The sequence below is a fragment of the Klebsiella sp. GB_Kp047 genome (genome assembly GCF_040065235.1).
GTDB lineage: Bacteria > Pseudomonadota > Gammaproteobacteria > Enterobacterales > Enterobacteriaceae > Klebsiella > Klebsiella quasipneumoniae.
The window spans coordinates 74,949-99,691 of record NZ_JBEAJG010000030.1; the positions used below are offsets into that span (position 1 = coordinate 74,949).

Annotated in this window: 30 protein-coding genes and 1 tRNA gene; 16 read left to right on the plus strand and 15 right to left on the minus strand. The window is 54.3% G+C overall.

Annotation, left to right across the window (positions count from 1 at the left end):
* Nucleotides 1-5: 5 nt before the first annotated feature.
* A complete protein-coding gene (locus ABLV76_RS12085) occupies nt 6-602 on the plus strand; it encodes a TfoX/Sxy family DNA transformation protein (RefSeq protein ID WP_062914558.1) in 597 nt (198 codons plus the stop codon).
* Between the two features lie 10 nt (nt 603-612).
* Here ABLV76_RS12085 and yccS read toward each other — a convergent pair whose 3' ends face one another.
* Nucleotides 613-2,748 carry a YccS family putative transporter gene (yccS, locus tag ABLV76_RS12090; protein ID WP_069135048.1) on the minus strand — a complete coding sequence of 712 codons (2,136 nt, stop codon included), beginning with the start codon at nt 2,746-2,748 and terminating at the stop codon, nt 613-615.
* Between the two features lie 17 nt (nt 2,749-2,765).
* Entirely contained in the window at nt 2,766-3,212 is a 447-nt protein-coding gene (locus tag ABLV76_RS12095) for a YccF domain-containing protein (protein WP_004201437.1), read from the minus strand.
* A gap of 124 nt (nt 3,213-3,336) precedes the next feature.
* Between ABLV76_RS12095 and helD the strand changes: the two genes are divergently transcribed.
* On the plus strand, nt 3,337-5,391 hold the full coding sequence (gene helD, locus ABLV76_RS12100; RefSeq protein ID WP_348878331.1) for a DNA helicase IV: 2,055 nt from the start codon (nt 3,337-3,339) through the stop codon (nt 5,389-5,391).
* 11 nt (nt 5,392-5,402) lie between these two features.
* Here helD and mgsA read toward each other — a convergent pair whose 3' ends face one another.
* On the minus strand, nt 5,403-5,861 hold the full coding sequence (gene mgsA / locus ABLV76_RS12105) for a methylglyoxal synthase (RefSeq protein ID WP_004201439.1): 459 nt from the start codon (nt 5,859-5,861) through the stop codon (nt 5,403-5,405).
* Between the two features lie 154 nt (nt 5,862-6,015).
* On the opposite strand from mgsA, the gene ABLV76_RS12110 reads away from it, so the two are divergent.
* Nucleotides 6,016-6,429 carry a CoA-binding protein gene (locus ABLV76_RS12110; RefSeq protein WP_004201441.1) on the plus strand — a complete coding sequence of 138 codons (414 nt, stop codon included), beginning with the start codon at nt 6,016-6,018 and terminating at the stop codon, nt 6,427-6,429.
* Nucleotides 6,430-6,457: 28 nt separating this feature from the next.
* On the opposite strand, the gene hspQ is transcribed toward ABLV76_RS12110, so the two are convergent.
* Together hspQ and rlmI are read right to left on the minus strand one after the other, a co-directional pair.
* The gene (hspQ, locus tag ABLV76_RS12115) at nt 6,458-6,775 is read right to left on the minus strand and encodes a heat shock protein HspQ (protein WP_017899464.1); all 318 of its coding nucleotides are present in this window, start codon (nt 6,773-6,775) and stop codon (nt 6,458-6,460) included.
* A gap of 59 nt (nt 6,776-6,834) precedes the next feature.
* Complete coding sequence (gene rlmI, locus ABLV76_RS12120) at nt 6,835-8,037, minus strand: 23S rRNA (cytosine(1962)-C(5))-methyltransferase RlmI (RefSeq protein ID WP_017899465.1); 1,203 nt, start codon at nt 8,035-8,037, stop codon at nt 6,835-6,837.
* A gap of 190 nt (nt 8,038-8,227) precedes the next feature.
* Between rlmI and ABLV76_RS12125 the strand changes: the two genes are divergently transcribed.
* From ABLV76_RS12125 to yccX, 3 genes are read left to right on the plus strand one after another with little or no spacing between them, the layout of a single operon-like run.
* Nucleotides 8,228-8,782, plus strand: coding sequence for a YbhB/YbcL family Raf kinase inhibitor-like protein (locus tag ABLV76_RS12125; RefSeq protein ID WP_060656400.1), 555 nt, complete (start codon nt 8,228-8,230; stop codon nt 8,780-8,782).
* Nucleotides 8,783-8,799: 17 nt separating this feature from the next.
* Nucleotides 8,800-9,588 carry an AraC family transcriptional regulator gene (locus tag ABLV76_RS12130; protein ID WP_004201445.1) on the plus strand — a complete coding sequence of 263 codons (789 nt, stop codon included), beginning with the start codon at nt 8,800-8,802 and terminating at the stop codon, nt 9,586-9,588.
* A 48-nt stretch (nt 9,589-9,636) separates the two neighbouring features.
* Nucleotides 9,637-9,918, plus strand: a complete 282-nt coding sequence (gene yccX / locus ABLV76_RS12135; protein ID WP_004201446.1) for an acylphosphatase — start codon at nt 9,637-9,639, stop codon at nt 9,916-9,918.
* On the opposite strand, the gene tusE is transcribed toward yccX, so the two are convergent.
* Nucleotides 9,915-10,244, minus strand: a complete 330-nt coding sequence (gene tusE / locus ABLV76_RS12140; protein ID WP_004201447.1) for a sulfurtransferase TusE — start codon at nt 10,242-10,244, stop codon at nt 9,915-9,917. The genes yccX and tusE overlap by 4 nt on opposite strands.
* 87 nt (nt 10,245-10,331) lie before the next feature.
* The gene (gene yccA, locus ABLV76_RS12145) at nt 10,332-10,991 is read right to left on the minus strand and encodes an FtsH protease modulator YccA (protein ID WP_002898458.1); all 660 of its coding nucleotides are present in this window, start codon (nt 10,989-10,991) and stop codon (nt 10,332-10,334) included.
* Nucleotides 10,992-11,259: 268 nt separating this feature from the next.
* On the opposite strand from yccA, the gene ABLV76_RS12150 reads away from it, so the two are divergent.
* Together ABLV76_RS12150 and ABLV76_RS12155 are read left to right on the plus strand one after the other, a co-directional pair.
* Nucleotides 11,260-12,912, plus strand: coding sequence for an ABC transporter substrate-binding protein (locus ABLV76_RS12150; RefSeq protein ID WP_348878332.1), 1,653 nt, complete (start codon nt 11,260-11,262; stop codon nt 12,910-12,912).
* A gap of 119 nt (nt 12,913-13,031) precedes the next feature.
* Nucleotides 13,032-13,119, plus strand: a tRNA-Ser gene (locus ABLV76_RS12155).
* Between the two features lie 68 nt (nt 13,120-13,187).
* On the opposite strand, the gene ABLV76_RS12160 is transcribed toward ABLV76_RS12155, so the two are convergent.
* From ABLV76_RS12160 to ABLV76_RS12195, 8 genes are all read right to left on the minus strand, one after another.
* On the minus strand, nt 13,188-14,216 hold the full coding sequence (locus tag ABLV76_RS12160) for a tyrosine-type recombinase/integrase (protein ID WP_110243676.1): 1,029 nt from the start codon (nt 14,214-14,216) through the stop codon (nt 13,188-13,190).
* Nucleotides 14,217-14,219: 3 nt separating this feature from the next.
* The gene (locus tag ABLV76_RS12165) at nt 14,220-14,444 is read right to left on the minus strand and encodes a DUF4224 domain-containing protein (RefSeq protein ID WP_348878333.1); all 225 of its coding nucleotides are present in this window, start codon (nt 14,442-14,444) and stop codon (nt 14,220-14,222) included.
* Between the two features lie 209 nt (nt 14,445-14,653).
* Nucleotides 14,654-14,839 carry a hypothetical protein gene (locus ABLV76_RS12170; RefSeq protein ID WP_004141609.1) on the minus strand — a complete coding sequence of 62 codons (186 nt, stop codon included), beginning with the start codon at nt 14,837-14,839 and terminating at the stop codon, nt 14,654-14,656.
* 1 nt (nt 14,840) lies between these two features.
* Nucleotides 14,841-15,407 (minus strand): siphovirus Gp157 family protein, encoded by a 567-nt coding sequence (locus ABLV76_RS12175; RefSeq protein WP_069135042.1) that lies wholly within the window; start codon nt 15,405-15,407, stop codon nt 14,841-14,843.
* On the minus strand, nt 15,407-17,536 hold the full coding sequence (locus ABLV76_RS12180) for a hypothetical protein (RefSeq protein ID WP_110243674.1): 2,130 nt from the start codon (nt 17,534-17,536) through the stop codon (nt 15,407-15,409). The genes ABLV76_RS12175 and ABLV76_RS12180 overlap by 1 nt, the downstream gene beginning before the upstream one ends.
* Before the next feature lie 32 nt (nt 17,537-17,568).
* Complete coding sequence (locus ABLV76_RS12185; protein WP_048328127.1) at nt 17,569-17,853, minus strand: hypothetical protein; 285 nt, start codon at nt 17,851-17,853, stop codon at nt 17,569-17,571.
* Nucleotides 17,854-17,896: 43 nt separating this feature from the next.
* Nucleotides 17,897-18,220, minus strand: coding sequence for a hypothetical protein (locus ABLV76_RS12190; protein WP_069135036.1), 324 nt, complete (start codon nt 18,218-18,220; stop codon nt 17,897-17,899).
* A gap of 853 nt (nt 18,221-19,073) precedes the next feature.
* Nucleotides 19,074-19,481: a helix-turn-helix domain-containing protein gene (locus ABLV76_RS12195; RefSeq protein WP_100729776.1), complete on the minus strand. Its 408-nt coding sequence runs from the start codon at nt 19,479-19,481 to the stop codon at nt 19,074-19,076.
* 82 nt (nt 19,482-19,563) lie between these two features.
* Between ABLV76_RS12195 and ABLV76_RS12200 the strand changes: the two genes are divergently transcribed.
* The 8 genes from ABLV76_RS12200 to ABLV76_RS12235 are packed head-to-tail and all read left to right on the plus strand — an operon-like array spanning nt 19,564 to nt 24,644.
* Nucleotides 19,564-19,764: a Cro/CI family transcriptional regulator gene (locus tag ABLV76_RS12200; RefSeq protein ID WP_100729775.1), complete on the plus strand. Its 201-nt coding sequence runs from the start codon at nt 19,564-19,566 to the stop codon at nt 19,762-19,764.
* 60 nt (nt 19,765-19,824) lie between these two features.
* Nucleotides 19,825-20,271, plus strand: a complete 447-nt coding sequence (locus ABLV76_RS12205) for a toxin YdaT family protein (RefSeq protein ID WP_100729774.1) — start codon at nt 19,825-19,827, stop codon at nt 20,269-20,271.
* A gap of 20 nt (nt 20,272-20,291) precedes the next feature.
* On the plus strand, nt 20,292-20,513 hold the full coding sequence (locus tag ABLV76_RS12210) for a hypothetical protein (RefSeq protein ID WP_023316625.1): 222 nt from the start codon (nt 20,292-20,294) through the stop codon (nt 20,511-20,513).
* A gap of 2 nt (nt 20,514-20,515) precedes the next feature.
* Nucleotides 20,516-21,508: a replication protein RepO gene (locus ABLV76_RS12215; protein ID WP_110243673.1), complete on the plus strand. Its 993-nt coding sequence runs from the start codon at nt 20,516-20,518 to the stop codon at nt 21,506-21,508.
* Complete coding sequence (locus ABLV76_RS12220; protein WP_110243672.1) at nt 21,505-22,893, plus strand: replicative DNA helicase; 1,389 nt, start codon at nt 21,505-21,507, stop codon at nt 22,891-22,893. Before ABLV76_RS12215 ends, ABLV76_RS12220 begins: the two co-directional genes overlap by 4 nt.
* 38 nt (nt 22,894-22,931) lie before the next feature.
* Nucleotides 22,932-23,582 carry a hypothetical protein gene (locus tag ABLV76_RS12225; protein WP_110243671.1) on the plus strand — a complete coding sequence of 217 codons (651 nt, stop codon included), beginning with the start codon at nt 22,932-22,934 and terminating at the stop codon, nt 23,580-23,582.
* A 3-nt stretch (nt 23,583-23,585) separates the two neighbouring features.
* A complete protein-coding gene (locus ABLV76_RS12230) occupies nt 23,586-23,819 on the plus strand; it encodes a hypothetical protein (RefSeq protein ID WP_004191074.1) in 234 nt (77 codons plus the stop codon).
* A gap of 39 nt (nt 23,820-23,858) precedes the next feature.
* Nucleotides 23,859-24,644, plus strand: coding sequence for a hypothetical protein (locus ABLV76_RS12235; protein ID WP_110243720.1), 786 nt, complete (start codon nt 23,859-23,861; stop codon nt 24,642-24,644).
* The last annotated feature ends 99 nt before the right edge of the window (nt 24,645-24,743 follow it).

The window sequence follows — 24,743 nt, forward strand, 5'->3', positions numbered from 1 at the left end:
TGATCATGAAAAAACTTGTATGTCCGCGGCTCCCGCAATTTCAGGCCTGCGTCTCACCGCTGGGTCAACTTCACTCTCGCCCCCTGTTTGGCGGCTACAGCCTGGCTATCGAAGATACCGTGTTTGCGATGGTGGCAGAGGGAAATATTTATCTGAAAGCCTGCGAGCAGAGCGCTGCCTATCGGGTAGAACACCATAATCCTTTATTGATGCTGCGCCGACATGGGCGCATCGTGCCGCTAAAGTATTATCAAATTGACGATGCCTTGTGGCGCGATGAGAAACAGCTTTTCCGCTTATCGCTGATGTCGTGGCAGAGCGCCCAGCGTGAAAAATGTCGCCGCCGGTCGTCGGGACGCCTGAAAGATTTACCTAATATCAGCTTTCATATGGAATTGCAGCTGATTCACTCGGGCATACCAGATGTGTTAGCACTACGGGAGGTGGGCGCCCGCCGGGCCTGGCTAAAGCTGCGTGAGAACAATGCTTCCCTATCACACAACGTCTTGCTGGCGCTGGAGGGGGCTATCGTTGGCGTCCATGCCGCCGCGCTCCCGACGCCACGGCGTCAGGAGCTTCTGGAATGGGCGGCTGCCCGCTAGTGGACAACGGTTATTCCGTTTGAGCGTGTACCCGCTGCTGCAGGCGGCAGATTTCAGGCAACAGCGCCAGCAGCAGGCCAATCTGTTGTAACACAAGGGGCTCTTTACTGTCCGCGCGCGGCTCCAGATGGTGGATCCGGTCTTGCAGGCTGGCCAACGCCTTCTGCACTCGCTGTTCATCCGCTGGGGTATGATGTAAGGCGTCATCCACATAGCAGACCGCATCATCCAGCAGGGCGAGGATGTCCGGCGTGGACAGTTTTTCCCGATGCGCGCCGAGGGCGGAGATGTAGCTGGTGAAGGTATGATTGAGACACAGCAGGCGAAAGGCGGTCTCGCGCTGTGCGGCATCCGCCCGTGGTTCCGTCGACAAGTTCGAGACGACGGAAGCCAGCTCAGCATCGCGGTTGTAGGCGTCACGGCGTGCGACACGGTAGGCCAGCCGGTTGTCGCGGCCCTGGTGGTACTGCTCCAGGATGGCATCCAGATAACGGCAGTTCGCGTTCATCGCGCGATCCAACACTCGTGGCAGGTTGCGGAATTTCCAGTCCGGCCAGATGAAGCTCACTGCCGCCCAGGCGATGGCGCAGCCGATCAGCGTATCAATGATGCGCGGCAGGGCGACTTCAAAACCTTCGCCAAGCAGGTTAAAGCACAGCAGCACCAGCAGCGTAATAAACATCGTGGCATGGGCGTACTGCACGTTACGGAAGGCAAAGAACAGCACGCCGGTGAGAACGATCAGCAGCAGCTGTCCTTCAACCGACGGTACCAGCAGGAGGACCGGCAGGCCGATCGCCACCCCGACCAGGGTGCCGATGATCCGCAACGCCAGGCGATGGCGGGTGGCGTTATAGTTCGGCTGACAGACGAACAAGCTGGTCAGCAGGATCCAGTAGCCATGCTGAAGCCCGGTAAACTGGATAAAAGCGTAGCCGGCGCAAAGCACCAGCGACATACGCATCGCGTGGCGAAAGAGGGCTGACTCTGGCGACATATTGCGCTGCAGGCGCAGCCAGATATCGTTCAGCCCGCCGAGCCTGTCGTCGGCCAGCAGCGTCTCGGTATTACTCCCGGCGGGCGCGGTGGTTTGCACCGATTCAATCGTGGCCAGCTGCGCATCAATGGCGCGCAGGTTATTGAGTAAATAGCCGAGGGCGTTAAGCTGCTCGTCAGATGCGCCGCCGGCGCGCACGCGCTCGAGTGCTGCATCGAGATGCATAAACGCCCGTTCGAAATGGGCATCATGCTGATAGGGTTCGCGCAGCAGAATCGCCCGCGAGAGTTTCTGACAGGCCTGCGCCTGCATCGACAGCATGCGCTGGAAACGGAACATCACATCGCTGTAGCGGAATTGATCGCGCAGGGTCTGATATTGGATATGCGATGAGCTGGCGCGTTCATGAATATCCTGGGCCACAAAGTAATACTGCAGCGTGCGACGAGTACCGCGCTGCCCACGGTCGCCTCGTAGACGGGTCAACAGTGAAACCTTAGTTTGGTTAAGGGTCGCCACCAGCTGGCCGTTGGCGAGGGCCAGATCGTACAGCGGCGCCTGGCTCTCATCCTCAAGGTCTGGATCAAACAGCCGTGATTTGAGCTCCAGATAGCGGGCCAGTTGCTCATAGCTACGCGCCAGGTTGTCCTGAAGTGGACGAATCGGAAAGATCAGGTGGCCGGACAGCGTCAGCAGGTTGTACCACACGGCACCCGCCAGCAGGAACAACGGCTGCAGATACCAGTGATCGTACAGCGTAACGCCAAGCATGGTGTAGATGGCGATAAGCAGGGCGCCGAAGGCAATGGTCGCATAGCGCTGGCCGAGGCCGCCGAGCAAAATAAAGCCGATGGTAGACACGGTCAGACCAAGGGCAAACAGCGGCGGCCACGGAAACAGCAGCTCCACAGAGGCGGAGGCGATGAAAAAGCAAACCAGAGTAATGGCGAGGTTGCGCAGACGGCCCGCCAGACGGTCGTCAAGGTCGGTCAGCGCCGCGGCCACGACGCCGAGGGTGAGGGGGATGGTGAGTTTGACTTCGCCGATCCACCAGGGAAACAGCGTCGTGCCGCAGAGCGCGATAAAAATGCGTACGTTATAAAGCCAGGCGCTGTTCCAGGTGTAGCGGCGTAGCAGGGGGCTAATCATGTCCGTGTTCCGTTCGGTTACTGAAAGCGACGACGCGCATTGGCTTCACGCGCGGCGCGCGCGGTTTCAACAGAGACGACCCGGCGCCCCACTGGCCAGAGGGCGATGGCGGCGATTTTAAAATTAGCGATCCCCACCGGGATGCCTATGATAGTCAGGCACTGGGCGATGCCGCTGAAAATATGCATCAGGCACAACCACCAGCCGAAAAAAATAAACCACAAAATGTTCAGGATGGTGCCGCCGGCGTTCAGCAGACTGTTTTGTCGACCAGGCTCGAGCTCATCAACATGAATCGCCTCGTTACCGTAGGGGAATAACGAAAGGCGAGTGATTTCCCAGCAGGAACGAGTCAGCGGCAGCGTGACGATCAGCATAATACTGACCAGGGTGGCGAGCAGCCAGCCTAAAGTGGTGGCGAAACCGCCAAGGATAAAGTTCAGAATATTCAGAATGGTACGCATAAACCCTCGGTTTTGCCCTGTGAATAAGAAGACCTGACAATTGTAACGTTTTTTTGCGCTGGAGCACCTGGTCCGGGGCGGTTAAACTGAAAAACAATCCACCCTGATTGAAAATCGACATTATATGGAACTTAAAGCGACAACATTGGGCAAACGCATGGCTCAGCATCCTTATGACAGGGTGCAGTTACTGAACGCCGGGGTAAAGGTTTCCGGCGATCGTCATGAGTATCTTATCCCTTTCAATCAGTTATTGTCAGTGCATTGTAAGCGCGGTCTGGTCTGGGGCGAACTGGAGTTTGTGCTGCCGGACGATAAAGTCGTGCGTTTGCACGGTACCGAATGGAGCGAAACGCAGCGCTTTTATCACCATTTACATACGCTCTGGCAGCAGTGGAGCACGGAAATGAGCGATATCGCCGCCGGGGTGCTGAAGCAGCAGCTGGCAGCCATCGAACGCACCCGCGCAGAAGGTAAGTGGCTGACGCGTCAGCAGGTAGCGGACGTTCAGGATAATATTCGCCATGCGTTAACCGGGCTGCCGATGCCCACCAGCCGGCTTGACGCCTTTGATAACTGCCGGGAACTGTGGCGGGAGTGTCAGCGCTGGTTAGGGGATATTGAAGCGGCGCGTCAGGCCCATAACCAGGCCTTTACCGAGGCGATGCTGGAGCAGTATCGCGGCTTTTTTGACGGCGTGGAATCCTCCCCGCTCAACCCGTCGCAGGCGCGGGCGGTGGTGAACGGCGAGCGCTCCCTGCTGGTGCTGGCGGGAGCGGGCAGTGGTAAAACTTCGGTGCTGGTGGCGCGAGCGGGCTGGCTGTTGGCGCGGGGAGAAGCGGCGGCAGAGCAAATTCTGCTGCTGGCGTTCGGCCGCCAGGCGGCGCAGGAGATGGATGAGCGGATCCGCGAGCGTCTGGCTTCAGACGATATTACCGCCCGCACCTTCCACTCGCTGGCGCTGCATATTATCCAGCAGGGCAGCAAAAAAGTGCCCACCATCAGTAAGCTGGAAAGTGATACTGCGGCCCGTCACGCATTGCTGCTGAAAAGCTGGCAAAAGCAGTGCCATGAGAAAAAAGCGCAGGCGAAAGGCTGGCGTCTGTGGCTGGAAGAGGAGATGGGCTGGCAACTGCCGGAGGGGGACTTCTGGCAGGATAAAAAAGTGCAGCGGCGTATGGCCAGCCGGCTTGACCGCTGGATCAGCCTGATGCGCATGCACGGCGGCTCCCAGGCGGAGATGATCGCCGGCGCGCCGGAAACGGTACGCGATCTGTTCAGTAAACGGGTGAAGCTGATGTCGCCGCTACTGAAAGAGTGGAAAGCGGCGCTGAAGGCGGAGAATGCGGTCGATTTTTCCGGCCTGATCCATCAGGCGGTCAATATTCTCGATAAAGGCCGCTTTGTCAGCCCGTGGAAACACATTCTGGTGGATGAATTTCAGGATATTTCGCCGCAGCGAGCCTTGCTGCTGGCCGCGCTACGCCGGCAAAATAGCCAAACTACGCTCTTTGCCGTTGGCGATGACTGGCAGGCGATTTATCGGTTCAGCGGGGCGCAGCTCTCCCTGACCACCGCGTTCAACCATTACTTTGGCGAAGGGGACTGCTGTGCGCTGGATACCACCTATCGTTTTAACGGGCGTATCGGCGAAATAGCCAATGGTTTTATCCAGCAGAATCCGCATCAGTTAAGCAAACCGCTGAACAGCCTGACGGCGGGAGATAAAAAGGCCGTCACGCTGTTAGCCGACGATAAGCTGGACGATCTTCTGGATAAGCTGAGCGGTTACGTTAAGCCCGAGCAGCGGATCCTGCTGCTTGCCCGCTATCACTATCTTAAGCCCGAGGCGCTCGATAAGGCGGCGACGCGTTGGCCGCACCTGCAGCTTGATTTTATGACCATTCATGCCAGCAAAGGTCAGCAGGCCGACTATGTCATTGTGCTGGGACTGCAGGAGGGCGTGGATGCGTTTCCGGCCCCGGCGCGCGAGTCGATCATCGAGGAGGCGCTCCTGCCGCAGCCGGAAGATTTTCCGGATGCGGAGGAGCGTCGACTGCTGTACGTGGCCATAACCCGCGCCCGTCACCGGGTGTGGCTGTTATTTAACAAGGCGCAACCGTCGCCGTTTGTTGAGATCCTGCAGGCGCTGGATGTGCCTGTGGCCAGGAAGCCGTAATCGCGGCTCGATTATTTCAGGCGCTCGGCAAGATAGCGTGGATAATCCGGGATCAGAATATCGAGCGGTTGAGCGAAGTGCGGCGACTGGATAATAAAGTCAGCGGTGGAGACGTTAGTGGCGACCGGAATGTTCCAGACCGTAGCCAGGCGCAGCAAGGCTTTGACATCCGGGTCGTGAGGAACCGCGTTCAGCGGATCCCAGAAGAAGATCAGTACGTCGATTTTGCCTTCTGAAATGAGGGCGCCCACCTGCTGGTCGCCGCCCATCGGGCCGCTCAGCATGGCATTGACCTCCAGCCCGGTAGCCCGGGAGACCAGGTTGCCGGTAGTGCCGGTGGCGTACAAAACATGTTGCGCCAGCAGCGCCTGATGGCGAGCAACCCATTTCATCAGCATATCTTTGCAGTGATCGTGAGCCACCAGCGCGATATGTTTTTGCGCGGGCAGGGTACGTGTTGTCAGTTCCATATTTTCATTCCACATTTTGACCTGTTGACAGATTACTGAATGTGGCTGTCGCTGCAAGCATCGCGGATGAAAATTTTGCTGGATCTGTGGGTTAGCCTGGATGGCCCCCTGCTGCGGATTAGCATACACTTAGGTGAAATAGCAGGAGGAAACCATGAAAGAGAATGATATTGCTGACATCCTGACCTCGACACGGACGATTGCGCTGGTCGGAGCCAGCGACAAACCTGACCGTCCGAGCTACCGGGTCATGAAGTATCTGCTGGATCAGGGGTATCACGTTATCCCGGTTTCGCCGAAGGTGGCGGGCAAGACGCTGCTGGGGCAGCAGGGATATGGAACGCTTGCCGATGTTCCGGAAAAGGTCGACATGGTTGATGTCTTCCGTAATTCAGAAGCGGCATGGGGCGTGGCGCAGGAGGCGATTGCTATCGGCGCGAAAACGCTGTGGCTGCAGCTGGGAGTGATCAATGAGCAGGCCGCAGTGCTGGCCAGAGAAGCCGGGTTAAACGTGGTGATGGATCGCTGCCCGGCCATAGAGCTGCCGAGACTGGGATTAGCAAAATAACAAAAAACCCCGCCAGGCGGGGTTTTGTTTAGTTGCGAAGGCGCGGAGCCTGCAGTTGCTGGCGAATCGTTTTGGCCAGCTCGTCGAGGGACGGCTGCTCCGGGTGTTCGTCGCGGAGTTCGCTGCTCAGCTGCGCTTCAGCCAGATAGGTGTGGATCGGCTGACCGTCATCATCTTCCATCACTACATGGTACCAGGGCGCCGCACGCAGTTCGTCATTAGCGGCAATTTCATCCTCTTCCGGCTCCGCGAGCGAGTACTCGGGATCGACATCGACGATGACGCCCAGGTAGCCCAAGAGCGTATGGCGGACCTGTTGGCCGATACCGAATTTGCTGGCTATCATAGGCACCTCCTGGGAAACATGAATACTCCCTATATGAGGCTCATGTTTCGTTTTTCAAGTTACATGACGCGACAGGCAAACCCCTTCAGATACAGCCCTTCCGGGTAGGTTGCGATCACCGGGTGGTCTGCAGCCTGACGGAACTGTTCTATAAATTGTACATCACGCCCGGCATCAATTGCGGCATCTGCGATGATTTTCTGAAATAAATCGGTGGTCATCAGGCCGGAACAGGAGAAGGTCAGCAGCACGCCGCCGGGGTTCAGCAGCTGGATCGCCAGCATATTGATGTCTTTATAGCCGCGGCATGCGCCCATCAGCTGGCTTTTGTTTTCCACGAACTTCGGCGGATCCATCACGATGACGTCGAATTTCTCTCCCTGATCCCGGTACTTACGCAGCAGTTTGAACACGTCGTCGCGCACAAACTCCGCTTTGGACAGATCCAGTCCGTTGAGCTCCACGTTCTGGCGCGCAACGTCGAGCGCCTCCTGCGAGGTATCCACGCTGGTGACCTTGCGGCAGCCGCCCATCAGCGCCGACACCGCAAAGCCGCCGGTGTAGGAGAAGCAGTTCAACACCCGTTTGTCCGCCACGTAGCGACGGGTCGCCAGGCGACTGTCGCGCTGGTCGAGGTAGTAGCCGGTTTTGTGCCCGCCCTGAATATCAACCAACAGCTTCATACCGTGCTCGGTAATCGGCAGCAGCGCTGGCGGCAGTTCTCCCACCACCGGCCCCTGGGCCAGCTCCAGACCCTCTTTTTTACGCACCGCGACATCGCTGCGGTCGTAAATGGCGCAGTCCGGGAACAGGGTCTGCAGGGCGCTGATAATGGCGGCGCGCTGGTATTCGGCGCCTGCGCTGAGGAGCTGCAGCACGAAAAAGTTGCCAAAGCGGTCGATCGTCACGCCCGGCAGCCCATCAGACTCGCCGGCGATCAGACGGTAGCTGTCGAGGCCATCGCGCTCGGCCAGCCAGGCACGCCAGGTTTGCGCTTGCTGCAGGCGGCGTTCAAAGAAGGCGTTATCGATGGCTTCGTTGCGGTCGAATGTCCACACGCGGGCACGGATCTGTGACGAGGGCGAGTAAGCGCCGCGGGCCAGCCATTTTCCCTGATGGTCAACGATATCGATGGTTTCACCGCTGCGGGCTTTACCTTCCATACGGGCGACGCCGCCGGAGAAAATCCACGGATGGCGACGCAGCAGGGATTTCTCGCGTCCTTTGGCTAACACTAAGCGGGGGAATAGGGAATCTGTCATGGAGCTACCTTTAAGCAACGGGAATGTCGGCACCGAAAAATGGCGCGTAGATTAGCACACCTGGCGCACGCAAGCATCTTTCCTCCGGCAGGCGCAGGTGAGCGTTTCGGCACAAAACGCAGGCGCATCGGCACATTCACCGTGCATGGGCTGTCATACCCTGTCTTCTCACCCCCAGGAGGAGAAGACGATGAAAACAGGAATGCGGATGACCGTGGCGATGGTCGCGGCAGTGAGCAGTGGCGCGATGGCAGCGCCGTTTAGCGTAAGCAGCGATGATATGCATGACGGGCAAGCGCTGGCCCAGCAGCACTGGTTTGCCGGTTTCGGCTGTACCGGAGGCAATGTCTCTCCGCAGCTGGCATGGAAAAATGCCCCAGCGGGGACGCGCAGCTTCGCGGTCACCGTCCGGGATCCTGATGCGCCTACCGGCAGCGGCTGGTGGCACTGGACGGTGGTCAATATCGCCAGCAGCGTCTTTTCGTTACCCGCTGGTGCGGGAGATAAAAACAGCGCTACACTGCCGGACGGAGCGGTGCAGGGGCGCAATGATTTTGGCTATGCCGGCTTCGGCGGCGCCTGCCCGCCGGCGGGAGATAAACCGCACCGCTACCGTTTTACGGTGTGGGCGCTGGATGTCCCCACGCTGCCGGTGAATGCCGAGGCCAGCGGGGCGCTGGTCGGGTATCTGTTACACAGCCATGCTCTCGCCAGAGCGCAATTGACGGCGACGGCCGGGCGCTAAAACAAAAGGTCGGTCTGATGGAGAGTATCCATTTTCAGCATAACGCCCTGACCGCCGCGGAGATTACCACCCGACGGCTGTGCAGGCTGCACCGCGTGCGTCTGTTTTCCCCGGCGCTCTGTCGGGTGAAACGCGGCAGCAAAGTGATTGTGCAAGGGGAGAGCCGGGTGCTGGCGACACCGCAACAGCTGATTGTGTTGCCGGCTGACGTTGAGCTGGAAGTGATTAACCAGCCGGACAACGGCCTCTTTTGCTCCGATCTGCTGTCGCTGACGCCTGAGCTGCTGACGGCGTTTAAGACCCGCTATCTCAGCGAAAAACCACCGGGGCGTCTGACTTCGCTCTGCGCCCCGGTGACCAGTGAGCTGGCGTTTATGTGGCAAAGCGTTCTGCAGGCGGTGCGGGAAGGATTATCCACCGCTTTGCAGCAGCACCAGACCATGGGCCTGCTGCTGGCGCTCCACGAGGCGGGGTATGCCGGCCCGCTGCTCGTCGAGCGGCAGCAGGATCTGTCGGCGCAGGTTCGGCAGCTGGTCATGCTATCGCCGGCGCAGGCATGGAGCGTGTCGCGGGTGGCGAAAATGCTCTTTCTCGGGGAGTCCACGCTGCGCCGTCGGCTGCAGCAGGAATCGCAGAGCTTTCGCCAGATCGTCGAGGAGGTGCGGATGGCCCACGCCCTGGGACAGCTGCAGACCACCTCGCGGCCAATAGGCGAAATCGCGCAGAACAGCGGATATCAGTCGGGATCGCGCTTTACCGCGCGCTTTCGCCAGCACTATGGTTTACTACCAAAGCACGTACGCTGAGCGAATTTGCTATCCTCAGCGTAAAGGGTAAGTCAAAAGGAGAGGTTAATGGCCAGTATCTGCACCATGGCATGGGTATACGGTTCCGTTCAGGGCGTAGGGTTTCGCTATTCCACGCAGCGGGAAGCGCTGCAGCTGGGGTTGACCGGCTATGCCCGTAATCTGGACGACGGCGGCGTAGAAGTCCTTGCCTGCGGCGAGGCGGAGCAGGTGGAGAAACTCATCGCCTGGCTGAAAGCCGGCGGGCCGCGCAGCGCGCGGGTTGACCGGGTGTTGACTGAACCCCATCAACCCACCCGCAGCTGGGACAAATTCGCGATCCTCTATTAGATGCACTTCACCGGCTTCGGCAGCCCGGCGATTTTGGTCGCCTGTTTGGCGGGGCCTTTCGGGAACAGGCGATAGAGATAGCGGCTGTTGCCTTTCTCTTCACCAAACTTGTTGGCCATCGCCTTGACCAGCATGCGGATCGCCGGTGAGGTGTTGAATTCAAGGTAAAACTCGCGCACAAAGCGCACCACTTCCCAGTGCTCAACGGCGAGCGTTATCCCTTCCTGTGCGGCGATAACGTCGGCCATCGCCTCGCTCCACTGGGTAGTATCCTTCAGATAGCCTTCGCTATCCGTCTCAATTTCGTTGCCTTCAAAAATAAACATAATTTTTCACATACCGCCTGAAACTGGCCGCAGTGTAGCAAAAAAAAAGGCCCCGCATAAGCGAGGCCTCTGGTAGCAGGGGAGCGGTTAGTCCCGGCTGGCGAAGCCCAGGATGCTCAGCAGGCTGACAAAGATGTTGTACAGCGAGACATACAGGCTGACCGTGGCGCGAATGTAGTTGGTTTCACCACCGCGGATGATGTTGCTGGTCTCGAACAGGATGGCGCCCGAAGAGATCAGGATGAACACCGCGCTAATCGCCAGGTGCAGCGCCGGCAGCTGCAGGAACAGGTTAGCGACCATACCAATCAGCACCACCACGACGCCGGCCATCAGCATCCCGCCGAGGAAAGACATGTCTTTGCGCGTCGTCAGCACGTAGGCCGAGCAGCAGAAGAAGACCAGCGCCGTACCGCCCAGCGCCAGGCCGATTAAATCGCCCATGCCGGCAGAAAGGTACGCGTTCAGCATCGGCCCAAGGATATAGCCGAGAAAGCCGGTGAAGGCGAAGGCGGAAATAATCCCGGTGGGCTTATTCGCCGTTTTATAGGTCAGGAACATCAGACCGTACATCCCCACGAGGGTCAAAATCAGCCCCGGGGAAGGCAACATCAGCACCGTGCTGGCGGTAGCGGTGATGGCGGAAAACGCCAGCGTCAGGCTGAGCAGGAAGTAAGTGTTACGCAGAACCTTGTGCGTGCTGAGCAGCGAGGAACGGTCACGCGATGATGTAATTATGCGATCCATGAGTCACTCTCTTATGACAGATGTAATTAGGGATAAAGAATAAGAAAAACAAGCGTGAAGCCCTAATGCTTTTACCCATCTTTACTTAGTTTTTGCCGCGTTTGACTAGCATAAAATTCTACGTGGATTGGAAAAAGCGATATGTTTTCGCGTTTCGCTTCGGTGAGCCGATCGAAATCTTATAGGTTGCTGAAAAATATTGCTTTATTGAAATTCTGCGACTAAGTGTGGAAGGGGGAATAACTCCGTACGTTAAAGGCAAAGGGAAATGACATTACATAAAAACAATCACATCACGCGAACGCTCCTGGCCGTAAGTATGATAGCAATGTTCGGCGGGGCGCAGGCGGCGCAGGTGCCGCCGGGGACTCAGCTGGCAGAAAAGCAGGAACTGGTCAGAAATAACGGCAGTGAACCTGCCTCACTCGATCCGCATAAAGTCGAGAGCGACATTGAATTCAACATCATTAGCGATCTCTTTGAAGGGCTGGTCAGCGTGACGCCTGCGGGGGCGATCCAGCCCCGACTGGCGGAACGCTGGGAAAACAAGGACAACCTGTTATGGACCTTCCATTTACGCCCTGGTCTGACCTGGTCCGACGGCACGGCCATCACGGCGCAGGATATCGTCTGGAGCTGGCAACGGCTGGTCTCGCCAACCACCGCCTCCCCCTATGCGAGCTATCCCGGCAATATGCATATCGCCAACGCCCGTGAAATTGCCCTGGGGCAAAAGGGACCGGAGACGCTGGGGGTGAAAGCGCTGGACGACACCACGCTGCAGGTCACTCTGAACCAGCCGAATGCCGCCTTCCTGGCGATGCTGGCGCACCCTTCGCTGGTACCGATCGACAAAGTGCTGGTGGAGCGTTTTGCCGATAAATGGACCCGCCCAGAGCATATCGTTACCAGCGGCCCGTATAAGCTGACCCAATGGGTGGTGAATGAGCGGTTGGTGGCTGAACGTAATGCGAAGTACTGGGATAATGCGCACACCGTTATTAATAAAGTGACTTACCTGCCCATCTCTTCCGAGGCTGCCGATGTCAACCGCTACAAAGCGGGGGAGATCGATATTGTTTATACGGTGCCGATCAATCAGTTTGCGCAGTTGCAGAAAACCATGGGCGACCAGCTGGACGTTTCGCCGCAGCTGGCGACCTATTACTACGAATTCAATACTACCCGGCCGCCGTTTAACGACGCCCGAGTGCGTCGCGCGCTGAATATGGCGCTTGATAAAGATATCATTGCCGGAAAAGTACTTGGCCAGGGGCAGCGCCCGGCCTGGGTGATCAGCCAGCCGGATATCGGCGGTGTGACGCTGCACAACCCGGATTACGCCAGCTGGCCGCGCGAGAAGCGGATTGCCGAGGCGAAAAAACTGCTGGCGCAGGCGGGGTATGATGGCAGTCACCCATTGGTCTTTACCCTGCTGTATAACACCTATGAGTCGCACCAGCGTATCGCCATCGCCGCCAGCTCTATGTGGAAGAAAAACCTCGGCGTCGAGGTGAAGCTGCAGAACCAGGAGTGGAAGACGATGCTGGATACCATGCATACGCATAACTTTGACGCTGTCCGCTATGCCTGGACCGCCGACTACGACGATGCCGCCACCTTCCTCAACACTTTCCGTACCGGGGATAGCGAGAACACCAGTCAGTACAGCAACCCGACTTACGATGAGGCGCTGCGCAATGCGGCGAAAGCCTCCGACGTGGCGAGCCGGGGCAAATACTATCAACAGGCGGAAGATCTGCTGGCGCAGGATGTTCCCGCCATTCCGGTCTATCACTATGTGCGTACCCATTTAGTGAAACCCTGGGTGGGAGGCTTCACGCCGGATAAGCTGGGGTATTACTACACCAAAGACATGTACATTAAAAAACACCCATCCGCTAGCGGCGACGGGCGCTGATTTTCTGCGCGAACTGCCTGAATTTCAGACGAATAACACAAAATTGTTTGTTTTTAAGGCAGTTGAACAAAATGGTGCTTTACAGCATCCGCCGAGGTGTTTATAGTGCGCCTCACACCGGAAGTGTGGCCGAGCGGTTGAAGGCACCGGTCTTGAAAACCGGCGACCCGAAAGGGTTCCAGAGTTCGAATCTCTGCGCTTCCGCCATATAAAAGAAGGGGTTACCGAAAGGTAACCCCTTTTTGCTTTGGTGTCTTAGAATAGACTTAGAATATTCACTTAGAATTTTTAGTCTCAATTGGCGGCTTGTCGAGAGTGGGTGACACCTTCGTTTTACGATCATAAATCAGAACCTGGCTTTCTGTTTTATGTCCGCTGAACAGTTGTTTATCCCGGCTGCTTCCTTCGTAATCAGAGATACCTTTCGCCTTCAGATCGTGGAACGTACAGTCGAGAACGTACCCCAGTTTTACAGAAGCTTTATGCCTTGCCTCCTCCCATCGGTGGCTGAATCCTCTTTTACTGAACCCGCTACCATGTGAGCTCATCAGGACGAATGCTCCTGGATTGCCGGAATTAGAGAATGTTTTTGCGAGTTCGAAAGCCTGTTTAAGCCGGTCTGTCCACTGCTTGATCTGGCTAACATTGTTTTTACCCTGCTGAATGAAGATTCCTTCCGGCGTTACCTGCCGCCACTGCATGCCGAGTACATCAGCCAGGCGGGCAGCGCAAAGATAGGCAATTTCCATTGCTGTACGAACGACATCATCCGCCTCCTTATAGATGGCCTCATATTCCGCGTCGGTAATGTACCTCCCGCGGGCGACAGCTTTAAATTTACTGACGCCCTGGCAAGGATTCCCTTTAACCATACCCCGCTCAAAACCCCATCTGAAAACACGAGACATGCTACTCATTTCATGATTTGCCTGTGTTTTACTTTGCAAGCCTCGCCTATCCATAAACATCCTGATATCTTCAGTTTTAATTTTATCTGCCGTAATCTTCCCAAATACAGCAAGTAGCTTTTTCTGGTGTTGCAGATAATCTTTCTGCGTCCTTGGTTTCAATTCAAGATAATAGGCACTCTTAAGAAATAACCCCCATAATTTACTGAATGTCATTACGTTGGCCTGTTCGTCAATTAATGCCTCATATCTTGCCCATAACTGAGACAAGGGCATTGATACGGGGCCAATTGTGATGCATTCTTTTGAGGTCGGTTTGTAATAGTAACTGTACTTATTTGAATAAACGCGGGGAGGAAGTTTGTTATCCTCCTGGTTTTTTCTTTTTCTTCCCATAATTTAAATAGCATCAAAGTTTGGTTTTTCTTCTTCGTCAGCAACTATTTTTCTGTCTCCGAATAGTGCTGCATTCACATGTGTCCATGTCACGCGAGGCCGGCCGTCCCGACGTTTAACAAACGAAATACCGGATTTAGATAAAGCCGAGCACTGCTTAGAAGGAAATCGGTATCCGGTCAATTCTATCAGTTCATCGTCGGTCAGGAGATCGTTTTCTCTGGTCATGGTCTTTCCTCATAAGCCGGGCTATTGCGTTGTCAGCTGTATCACAAGCGATATGGATATCGGACTGGGTCAGAGCCCTTTTTCTAACGCTGGCTGATAGCCTGCCAATTTTGATATCGAATTCAGAAAGTAAAACTACACCTGGTTGCCAACGTAGCATTGTGATCTCCGGTTTATTGGTAGACCACAATGCTAGCGGTAGTGATGGGCTATTTCTGATTATGCTTAATCAGGTTTTGTTTCGGTTGGAATGCACCATCCTCACGCGTTATCTTGATATTGCGGGGGAAGTGCATACCGAGTTCACACCGGGCCAGCGCTTCGATAATTGCGTTAGTCCCATCTGGTAACACGATATGAACCGCATCACCTTTTTTCAGAGATAGTCTCAGCATATCAGCGCACCTGCAGTGAACGTTCGCCAATCTCAAGGTGAGCGCCCGGCACTGGATTTAACAGTTCTCCCGGTATCTCTCCGCCATCAGCAGTAATCTGTGCAGCCGCCGCCTGCGAGGATTCGATAGCCTCTTTGATTGCCTTTTTGTCCGGCGTAACCACTGTCTCAACGGTTACCAAATCATCCGGAAGTAAATCGACATTATCGATCACCACGTTGATTGCACCTTTGCGGGCGGTGAAGGTGTTCTTTGCAGTTTTAACGGTATCCTGCCCCGCGGCCAGCAGGCACTGAAGCACATAATTCTTCAGGTTGATGATCTTACCTTCGAATGACTTTTTACGGGCGGCCAGGCGTTTGGCTTCTTCGTCGCAGGTTTTCGCCAGACCTTCAAGGTTGCGAACATGGACGAATACCGCGTCGAGTTTGTCGCCGAGCTGCAGCTCGAGCCCCTCCATTGTATCGGCGATCATTTCAGCTGACAGACCAGAACCGTCTTCATTTTCCAGAAGCGCCTGGAGTTTAGACATATCAGCAGCAATAGCGATTGCAGTTGTGGAAGTCATTATGCTTTCTCCTCGGCTTTATTCAGTTCTTTGAGACGACCATCTTTAATGGCAATCAGGCGGCGCAGGCGGCCAGAAAGATAGCGTTCATGTTGCTTGTCGCCGTTGGCCTGTGCGGCCTTAATGTGAACATCGATTTCACGTGCGATAGGGGAGAACACACCGTTAATTTCGTTCACTGTTACGCCATGTGCTAGTGTATTGGCGACGCGGGTTAGTTTGTCATCGAACTCCTGACGCAACCGCGCTGCATCTTCGGCGGTTTCGCTGGCGTTCTTAAGATCAAATTCGGCCTTGTTCTTTTGGCGGTACTCCAGATTGTCGTAAAGCCCCATAAATATATCGCCGCTGAATCCGAGGCCGGATAATGCCTTTTTGGTGGCGTCAGTTAGTGATTTTTTAGTAGCTTCGCCGTCGCAGATAGGGCCGTATTTACTGCCGTAAATGTAAGGGGTACATCCGTAGGCGTATTCTTCACCACGAACACCGTTTACCAAGTACCACAGCCTAATTTTTATCACATGGTGTTTTTCAGTTAGGAAGCCACCATTACCATCAGGGATCAGTTCCCATGTATTATTACCGTCAGCTCCTTTTACTGTACGTGTAATTGGTGCGCCATCATCAAAGCGTTCTTCCAGAATATCGACGCCCCAGCCGCTCCCTTTCAAGCCAAACTCACGTGTTGCTACCATCGTTAGGTACGTGCCATTGATCGAGGTGCCGCCGCCGTTCTGCGTAAAGGCTTTAGTAAACCGTTCATCAGTTTTGAAAACTCGTTTCCATAGTTCCAGATTGTCACGTTCTGTTTCCTGCATTTCGTTAATGCTCTGGACGACTTCGGAAGCTTTCGGCAGGTTCTCTTCTCGGTTAATTCGTTCAACAAGCTGATCAACGTCCTGAACGATAGTTTTTACTTTTTCACTCAACTTCTCTTCTGGCTCTGCTCCTTCACCAGAGGCATATACGCCATAGCCCATATCGTTGAGCGTCTCACGCGCCTGTTTGGCCTGGGTATCGGTTACAACCGGAGGCGGCACTTCCTCTTTTTTGACCACGTTTGAGGCGGTATTTTGCTCCGCTGTCGGTTGTTTTTGTGATGAGCCTTCGTCTTCTTCAAAGCGGCCGTTAGCTTCAAGCCATGAAGTAATATGGCGGCGCAGACTTTCCGGAAAATGGTAAGTATCTTTCGCCGGAACGTTCTGCACTACGCCGAAAATGCTGGCACGGTCATATTTGAGTATGTTCGGTGTGACATGCAGTGATGCAGACCAACGTTTAAAATCCTCACGATCGTCTGCAATGATTTTCTCCGCGTCGCGAAGGTTGCCTGATAATACTGGCGCGTCGGCAGAGATAGGGAGCAGCGCAACAGCGATCTCCTGATCCAGTGTTGCATAGGTATGTTTATAACCACGCTTTGGCGCGATTTTAACGTTGTTATCAGTGCTGGGGGTATAATTTTGGCCTGGTACCATTTCTTCGCGTTTACCTGGATTTTCAAGCCAGCGTTTTACAAATTGAGAAATAGCCGCTTTACCCGGCATCTGGTTTTCAAAATGGGAGAAGATGCCATGGATCAGATTGTTCAGACCTTCCACGTGCATATGTTTCACTGGTTCGTTATTGTGCAGGGCGCAAAGCACATTGAAATTAAAACGGTCATCCTCTTCTATGGATTCGTCGTGGTTATCCAGATCATCAAGATAATCTACAACCTGCGAATAGAGCTGGCCGTTTATCTCTAATTTGCTGAAGAGTAATACAGCAGCAAAACGCTCCCTGGGGGATACCGTCATCAGATCGATAACTTCATCGCCTGCCGGCAACTCGGTGGCGCCGTCATCCTGGCTGTTAGCCACCCATTTTTCACCGTCAAAGGTATTTTCCTGGGCGAAATGTTCATCGAACTGGCCGACTGCCGGCAGTGGCTGGCCTTCAATGTGTTCCCACAGCTTAGGTTTGAAATAGTTGTCTCCGTTCGCCGGGTAAGACTCCCAGAGTTTTCCGGTCATAATACTTTCAGCGACTTTCTTGTTAGGTGCTTCGACGGCGATCACCAGCTGCACGGCACCGCAGTCTTTGATTGCGGATTTTTTGGGCTCAAATAAGCCGTTGTATATGGTCATTGGTCTTTCCTCTTTCATTACTAATCCGCTGGTTAGGCGTCTTGTTTAATTTCAGGGAGCAGTCCAGCGATCACGCGTTCTGCAGTTTCTTTAGCTTCTTCCAGAAGTTTTAGTTCGCTTTCAAGATGAACCTTTTGGCTTTCTGCCAGTTCCTTAATTTCTGATGAATCAACCTTGAGATAGCACTCGCCGTTTCTTCCATCCGCTAAAATTCCGGAGGAATGGCATTCGTTACTGCAAATATTGATAATTCTGTTTGCGCGATCTAAGCGGTCTTTAATTTCGCGAATTCTTTCCAGCAATTTTTTAATATCCATGGTCTTTCCTCTTGGTTGCAGGCGCAGGTCACGCGCCAGTTAATTAAAACGGTACGTCGTTTTCTTCAATCGGAGAGTGGTCGATGCACAGCAGCTGTTGGATCTGGTCTTCAATAACATTTAGCTGCATATCGGCTTCAACTGAGATTTGTTCTTTCCTTGCGCGCAGGGCATTAACCTGCATCCCGATTATGTCGATAGGTTCTAATGGTGGAATGGGAATCTCCAGCGTTTTGGTCGAAACGAGAACGTATATACCGGGAAACTTCTGTGACATGTCACAAGTCGATGCATGGTAAGAGGTTGGTAAAAAAGGATTAGTTGTTGCCAGAACGTAGATTGTTACTGGGATGGTAAGCGCTTCCATAGCGACTCCTTGTTAATGTATACTCAGAGCCGATCAGTGTTGATTCTGTCGGCATTGGTCTTTCCTCGCTACGGGGTTGGTCCCCTGTAGCATTCCGGGCGGTTTGGTCACTGTCCCGGGTAAATTAGCCCACTTCGGTGGGCTTTTTTACGCCTGCTGGTTGCCGGTCTTTCCTGGCAGTCAAGGCTGGTCAGGCCCGTTGGTCATTGGTCTTTCCCCCGGTCTTTCCCGGCGTCAGAGCTGGTCATGCTCACTGGTCTTTCCTCGCCACTTCCCTCTCTTGGAGGGCTTCAGTTTTCACTGAAGGGTCACAAAATCATGCTGTTAAAAAAAATTGCCCGCCGCAAAGCGGGCAAAGACTACACACAGCAGTTTTCCTCTGGTACCACGCTGGCTACGTGATTCTTTACAACTGGGAGCGCACTCCGCCTTTTGATTTAACAACATCGCCATAACTGATAAAAATGAAGTGCGCTCTCATGTTGTATCCCGGACTCTTCCCGGGAGTCACACCGTACCGCCACGATGGTGAATCGCCTGTCGTGCCTGGACACCTAGCTTGCACATTCCGGCTACCCGCTGGGCTATGTACCAAGGAGCCCCCGGACCGCTTCGACGCATGTGCCATACGCCGGTTGCAGTCTTTCCCGCATGTCATCGTACTGTCGGCGACCCGAAGAATTCGCGCCCGTCTTTCCGGACTGTCAGAACTGTTTCTGAACAACTGCCGCGTGGTTAGTGCGTCGTTGATGGAGGTTAATTTAATCAAGGTTAAATTTAACGTCAAGATAGTTTTGTTTATAAAAGTTAAATGTGATGACAAAAGAAAACAAACACATTGATTATTAAGTGTTTATTTTTTCTTATTTGATTTTCTTGCCTGAAGAAGTTCGTAAAAAAGCCGATTGAAATCGTCAACCTTGCCACGTAAGTCAGCGATATGTCGCTCTTTCTCTGATTCCGGCAGTGACCTGAATAGTGTGATCAGCTCACTTTCAAGATCATCAAGCTTAAGTGGCTCTTCGTTTGATTCAGGAATTGTTGGCTGATGGTTTTCATCACCAAAAAGAATCCATGTAGGTGAGCACCTCAACGCTTTACTGAGCTGGAAGAGGTTTTGGCCGCGGGGTTCGTTATCACTGCTTTCCCATTTAGAAATGGACACGTGGGAAACCTGCGCGAGCTTCGCAACTTCGCGCTGGGTGAGGTTCAATTCTTTGCGCCGATTTTTAATCCGATCGCCAGGGGTCACGTTGTTCATCAGGTTAATATAAATTTACTTGACTTAATTTTCTTTAACTCTTAACTTTGTTTCTTAAAGTTAACAAAGTGGGAGTTCATCAATGTTGAAAGAAGATGCCCTGGCATTCTTTGGGAATGCCACAAAACTGGCTCACGCAGCCGGTGTGTCTCTACCAGCAGTTTCTCGTTGGGGGGAAGTAATCCCCGAACGCCGCGCTGCTCGCCTGGACAGAGCGACAAAGGGCGCTCTCAAATATGATCCTGTGTTTTATCAAGGGCAGCAGCCAGGTAACGCAGCTTAGCAGCAAGCGAATTTGATATCTGATTACGCTTAATCAATTTTCAGCGACAGGAGACGCGAAGTGGAAAACCTCGATGAACTGAAACGAGAGATCTTTAACTGGGCAGCAGAAAGCGGGCAGGAGTTAGTCGCCATCGAGATCAGCCGTATGTGGTTTCGTCTCGGCGGTAATACCGGCGCGCTGAAGCTGCACCAGATTGAAGATGCTGCGGGAAACGCCAACTGGCGGGCGATCAACAACAACCGGCAACAGATTTTTCGTTGGCTGCGAGGCGAGACCAAAGCTGCGAGAGCCAAAACTATGGCCCTGGCCAAGGCGATGGAAGCGGCGCTGCCGGCGGAACGTTACGCACGCCTGGACATGTCTACCCAGTATTTGATCTGCGTCGCCATACGCGAATTTGCGGCGGCCATTATCGCGTTATTGCTCGAGGCCAGAGACGGCCCGCAGCAAGTTGCGAAGGCATTGCAAGCGATGAGAGAAACACAGCGCCTGACCAGCGTTTAACCTGTACCGAGGAAAGACCAATGAGAACACAAGACCGCATCACCTGGCGGAACGGGTTTCGCCGGAACGGGGTGCAAGTCCCGATGGAAGATATCGAATCGATTTTCGAGGAACGTCGCGCTGCTGCGCTGACAATCTGGGAACGCTACGAGCTACGCAAGGCAGAGCTGCAGGAAGCGGGCCTCACCCAAAAAGAATACGAAATCGCCTGTCGTCAGCTGGCTGACTCGCTGGGGATCTGACGATGAATATTTTGCCATTACTCGACAGACCGATCGCCTTCCAGCGCAGTTTTATTCGCCTGGATATTGGCGTGACGGCTGCGCTGTTTCTGTCACAAATGATCTATTGGACTAACCGTTCCGACGATGACGGATGGGTATATAAAACTCAGGAAGAATGGGAAGAAGAAACAGGCCTTTCCCGCTATGAGCAGGAGGGCGCACGCAAGAAACTTCGCTCAATTGGTGTACTACAGGAAAAAAAGAAAGGTGTACCTGCTCGGCTTTTCTACAAGGTTGATAATGATGTTTTATTTCAAGCTCTTGTAGCCGCAAACAAGGATGCGGAAAAACCACATACTGGAATGCGGAAAACCACCAAACAAGTCAGGGGAAAACCAGCAAACTTTCTTACAGAGAATACTACAGAGAATATAGATCCCCCTAACCCCCTGAAGGGGGAAGGCGTTGAGTTAATTCTTTCCGATGCACAAAAAGCGCTGGATTTTTACAACGAGCAAACCGGTACCCGCTGCCGAGACCTGAAACCGTTTGTGATGATGCTGACGCCGACCACCACCCGGGCAGGGTACACCCTGGACGAATTGCAGTTGGTTATCCGCTGGGTGCTGGCCACATGGCGCCGTCGCGGCGATAGCCTGCCGAAGCCTGCGAACATCTGCCGGATAAACCGCTTTGATGGCTATCTTGCCGACGCTGAGGCGTGGGCTGTTTTAGAGGCGAAGATTGACCCGGAAGCCGTCATGAACGGCTACAACGAAATTTTCGCTGACGTTCTGCCTGCTGCTGAACTGGATGCCGACCGCCGCCGGATGATCACCCGCCTGGCTGCCCACATGAAAAATAAAACTACCGGTGCATTCCTGGGGTACTTCGAAAAATTCCGCGCTGATGCTCCTGATTTTTATTTCGGTACAGATGGCGGATGGCGAGCCAGCTTTGACTACCTGATGAAACCAGAAACGTTACGTAAGACCCGGGAAGGTTCGTTATGACTCCGCAGGAACTGGAAGCTTGTGTGCTAGCTGGCCTGTTAAACGGCGGTGCCAGCCCGGATGCATTCGACGTGATCGCCTCTACGCCTGAAGAATCTTTCAGCATAGGGTTTCATCGTCGCGCGTTCTCCGAAATTAAAAAACAGGCGCTGGCGAACGGCCTGATCGACATGCTTTTTGTCAGCGAAGCGCTGGGCGGTAGTAGCCTGGCTGATTTATCAGAGATTACGCGCATGCCTGCCACGGTACCGAACCTGAAGGGTTACGCCGGAAAAATGGTTAAGGCGTGGCGCAGCCGCCGTATGGCCGAATTACTGCAGCAGGGCGCTGATGGTATCCGGCAGGCAAACAACCAGGAACAGCGCGATCAGGTTGTTGAAACTGCCGTGGCGCAGCTGCTGGACATGACCGGCGACACTGGCGACGTGCGGCCGGTACACATGAGCGAATTATTGCCTGTGTACATGGAAACCATGCAGAAACGCATGGACGGCGAAGAGGGCACCCGAAATTTAAAGACCGGGATCGACGAACTGGACGATGCCACTGGCGGTATTAACCTGCAGGATTTGATTGTTGTCGCTGGCCGTCCTGGCATGGGTAAAACGGAATTTGCGCTGAAGATTGTCGATGGCGTTACTGCTGCCGGCGGTGGCGCGTTGATATTCAGCATGGAAATGGCTGCTGCGCAAATCGTAGAACGCTCTCTGGCGGGCTCTGGCAACATGTCGGTTTCACGCCTGCGTAATCCCCTCGATATGCAGGATGAGGACTGGGCGCGCTTTACAGCGGCCATGGAGACCATGAACGGGCGCGATATCTGGATCGTCGATGCTACCGATATGACGATTGAGCAAATCCGGGCTGTTGCAGAGACGCATAAGCGCCGCTATCCGCATCTGGCGATGATCGTTGTTGATTACCTTGGCCTGATTAAAAAACCGAAGGCAGAACGTAACGACCTGGCGATCGCCCACATTTCCCGAAACCTTAAAACTATGGCTATGCGCCTGCATACGCCGACGTTCGCGCTTAGCCAGCTTTCACGCGCCGTGGATTCCCGTCCGGCTGGCCAGCGTCGCCCGGTTATGTCAGACCTCCGCGACTCCGGTTCTATCGAGCAGGACGCCGACAGCATCATGTTCCTGTACCGCGATGAAGTCTACAACCCTGAAAGTCCGGCGGCGGGGATCGCCGAAATCATCCTGGGGAAAAGTCGATTTAGTGCTGCTGGTGCCGTTATCTATCAGGAGTTTAAAAACGGTCACTTCCTGCACGTTGATCAGCATGTCGGCAAAGAGAAAACACGCATTCAGTTGGAGGCAGCAAAACCACGAAAACAACCGCGTAGATATTCAGATAAGTACAACACCGATACATTTTAACTGCGCCTGACCAGCGCAATATAACCGAGGAAAGACCTATGACCACGAATTTAAATTACCCAAAACCAGTTAATCTAGACGATGGCTGTAACTGGATCCCCGTTATTCTGTGGCGCATGAACGCCGGCGCCCGTGCGCGTAGCCGTTCTGTGTTCGTCGCAGCTCCGCGACCAGAACCAGTTCCGGGGATCACCCCGAAAAAGCCGGTAAAACGTGAAACTACTACGGCCGCGGTATCCGGCCGCCGTCGTAAAACACATGTCGGCACCGTGATTTATTACAAGGGTGAAAAAACTGTACGGCTCAGCGAGGGTGCTACCGTCTGGTCTGCTGGACCTAATGAGCATTTCGATAAAAAAACTGGCCAGCGTGTCGGCAGCATTGGCCGGCATCGCCTGCTGCTGGAGAGTATTAAACCCCTGAATAGCACCATTGATGAAGTTTCCGCCCAGCAGTTGGTTGCGCTGATGAAGGGTAAGACACTGTCGTATCAGAACATTCTTTCAGCCATCAAAAAACATCATCCTGATGCTGAGATCACCTTACGTGATCTGCAAAAACGTATCTCGACGATGCTCGCATCGAATCACGTCGGAATTATTCGGCATGACGACATGCCAGTGCCGCATTTCACACTGACCAGCGTGGATCCCCGCTATTACGCCAACTCAGAAAAAACGAGGGCATGAGGCATGGCCGGGCAATCAGATTATCTGCCGCCCGGCTTACCGCTCAATCGCGCCAAATGGCCGCAGGAGTGCCAGCTCAAAGAGCACTACGACATGCGGGCAGCGGCACTCATACGTCAGCTGTTCGAGAAGAAAGTTACTCGTCAGTTCATTGTTGAGTCGATTGCAGCGACGCCGGAAAGCTACCGGGAGTTTTTCAAAGAGAGATTAAATTTTTGGCGGGAGAAGAGAGCATGAAACAGTTTCTAAACAGCGGTTTGATTGGAGTTCAAAAAAATGGCTAAAAACTCGATCGACGCGTATGGCGCCAGCGGAAAAACCAACGTTCTGATGTTCGAACCAGAAAAGCTGCATCTGGTTACCGACAAAACGCACCCGCTTTACGATGAGCGTATCCACCTGCCTATCAGCGAGGCAATGGTGCTGAACATCATGGACCAGGGCGTTCTTGAGCCGATTATCGTCTGGAAGGACCCCGAAAGCGGGCTGGCCTGTGTGGTGGATGGTCGTCAGCGTGTGCGTCATACCCTGGAGGCTAATAAGCGCCTGGTTAAACAGGGTGATTTTCCATTGCTGGTTCCTGCGGTAACTAAACGCGGTTCTGCCGCTCGAATGGCTCAGGCAATGGTCAGCGCAAACGAAATCCGCCAGGCTGATACGCCGCTGGGTCGAGCCAAAAAGATGGCTGATGCGCTGGAGCGCGGGCATGACGAAGAAGACCTCGCGCTGATGTTCGGCGTCAGCGTCCCCACTGTACGTGCAACCCTATCACTGCTGGATGCCACTCAGGCAGTCAAAGACGCGGTAGAGTCCGGCACAGTGACCGTTACCCAGGCGCGTCAACTTGCATCACTAAAACCCGAAGAACAGCGGGAAAAGGTAGCCGAAATCAAAGCGGCGACCGCTGGCACAACCGGCCATGAAAAAGCCCGGCGTCAGCGTCAGATCCTCGGTGAGGCAAAGCCGCGCCTGAAAACCCGCAAAGAAATCACAAAAGCCCTGGAATCTGCCGAGGGCGAGTATGCGAGCGCACTCCTTTGGGTGCTTGGGGAGGCGCAATGAACGTTGAACCTGAAAGTTACAGCCAGCATGCCCTGCTCGGGTTCGCAGCTGTGGTCGACATTGCATGTTGGGTCGCTGTGATCGTCGTGACCTGGGGGA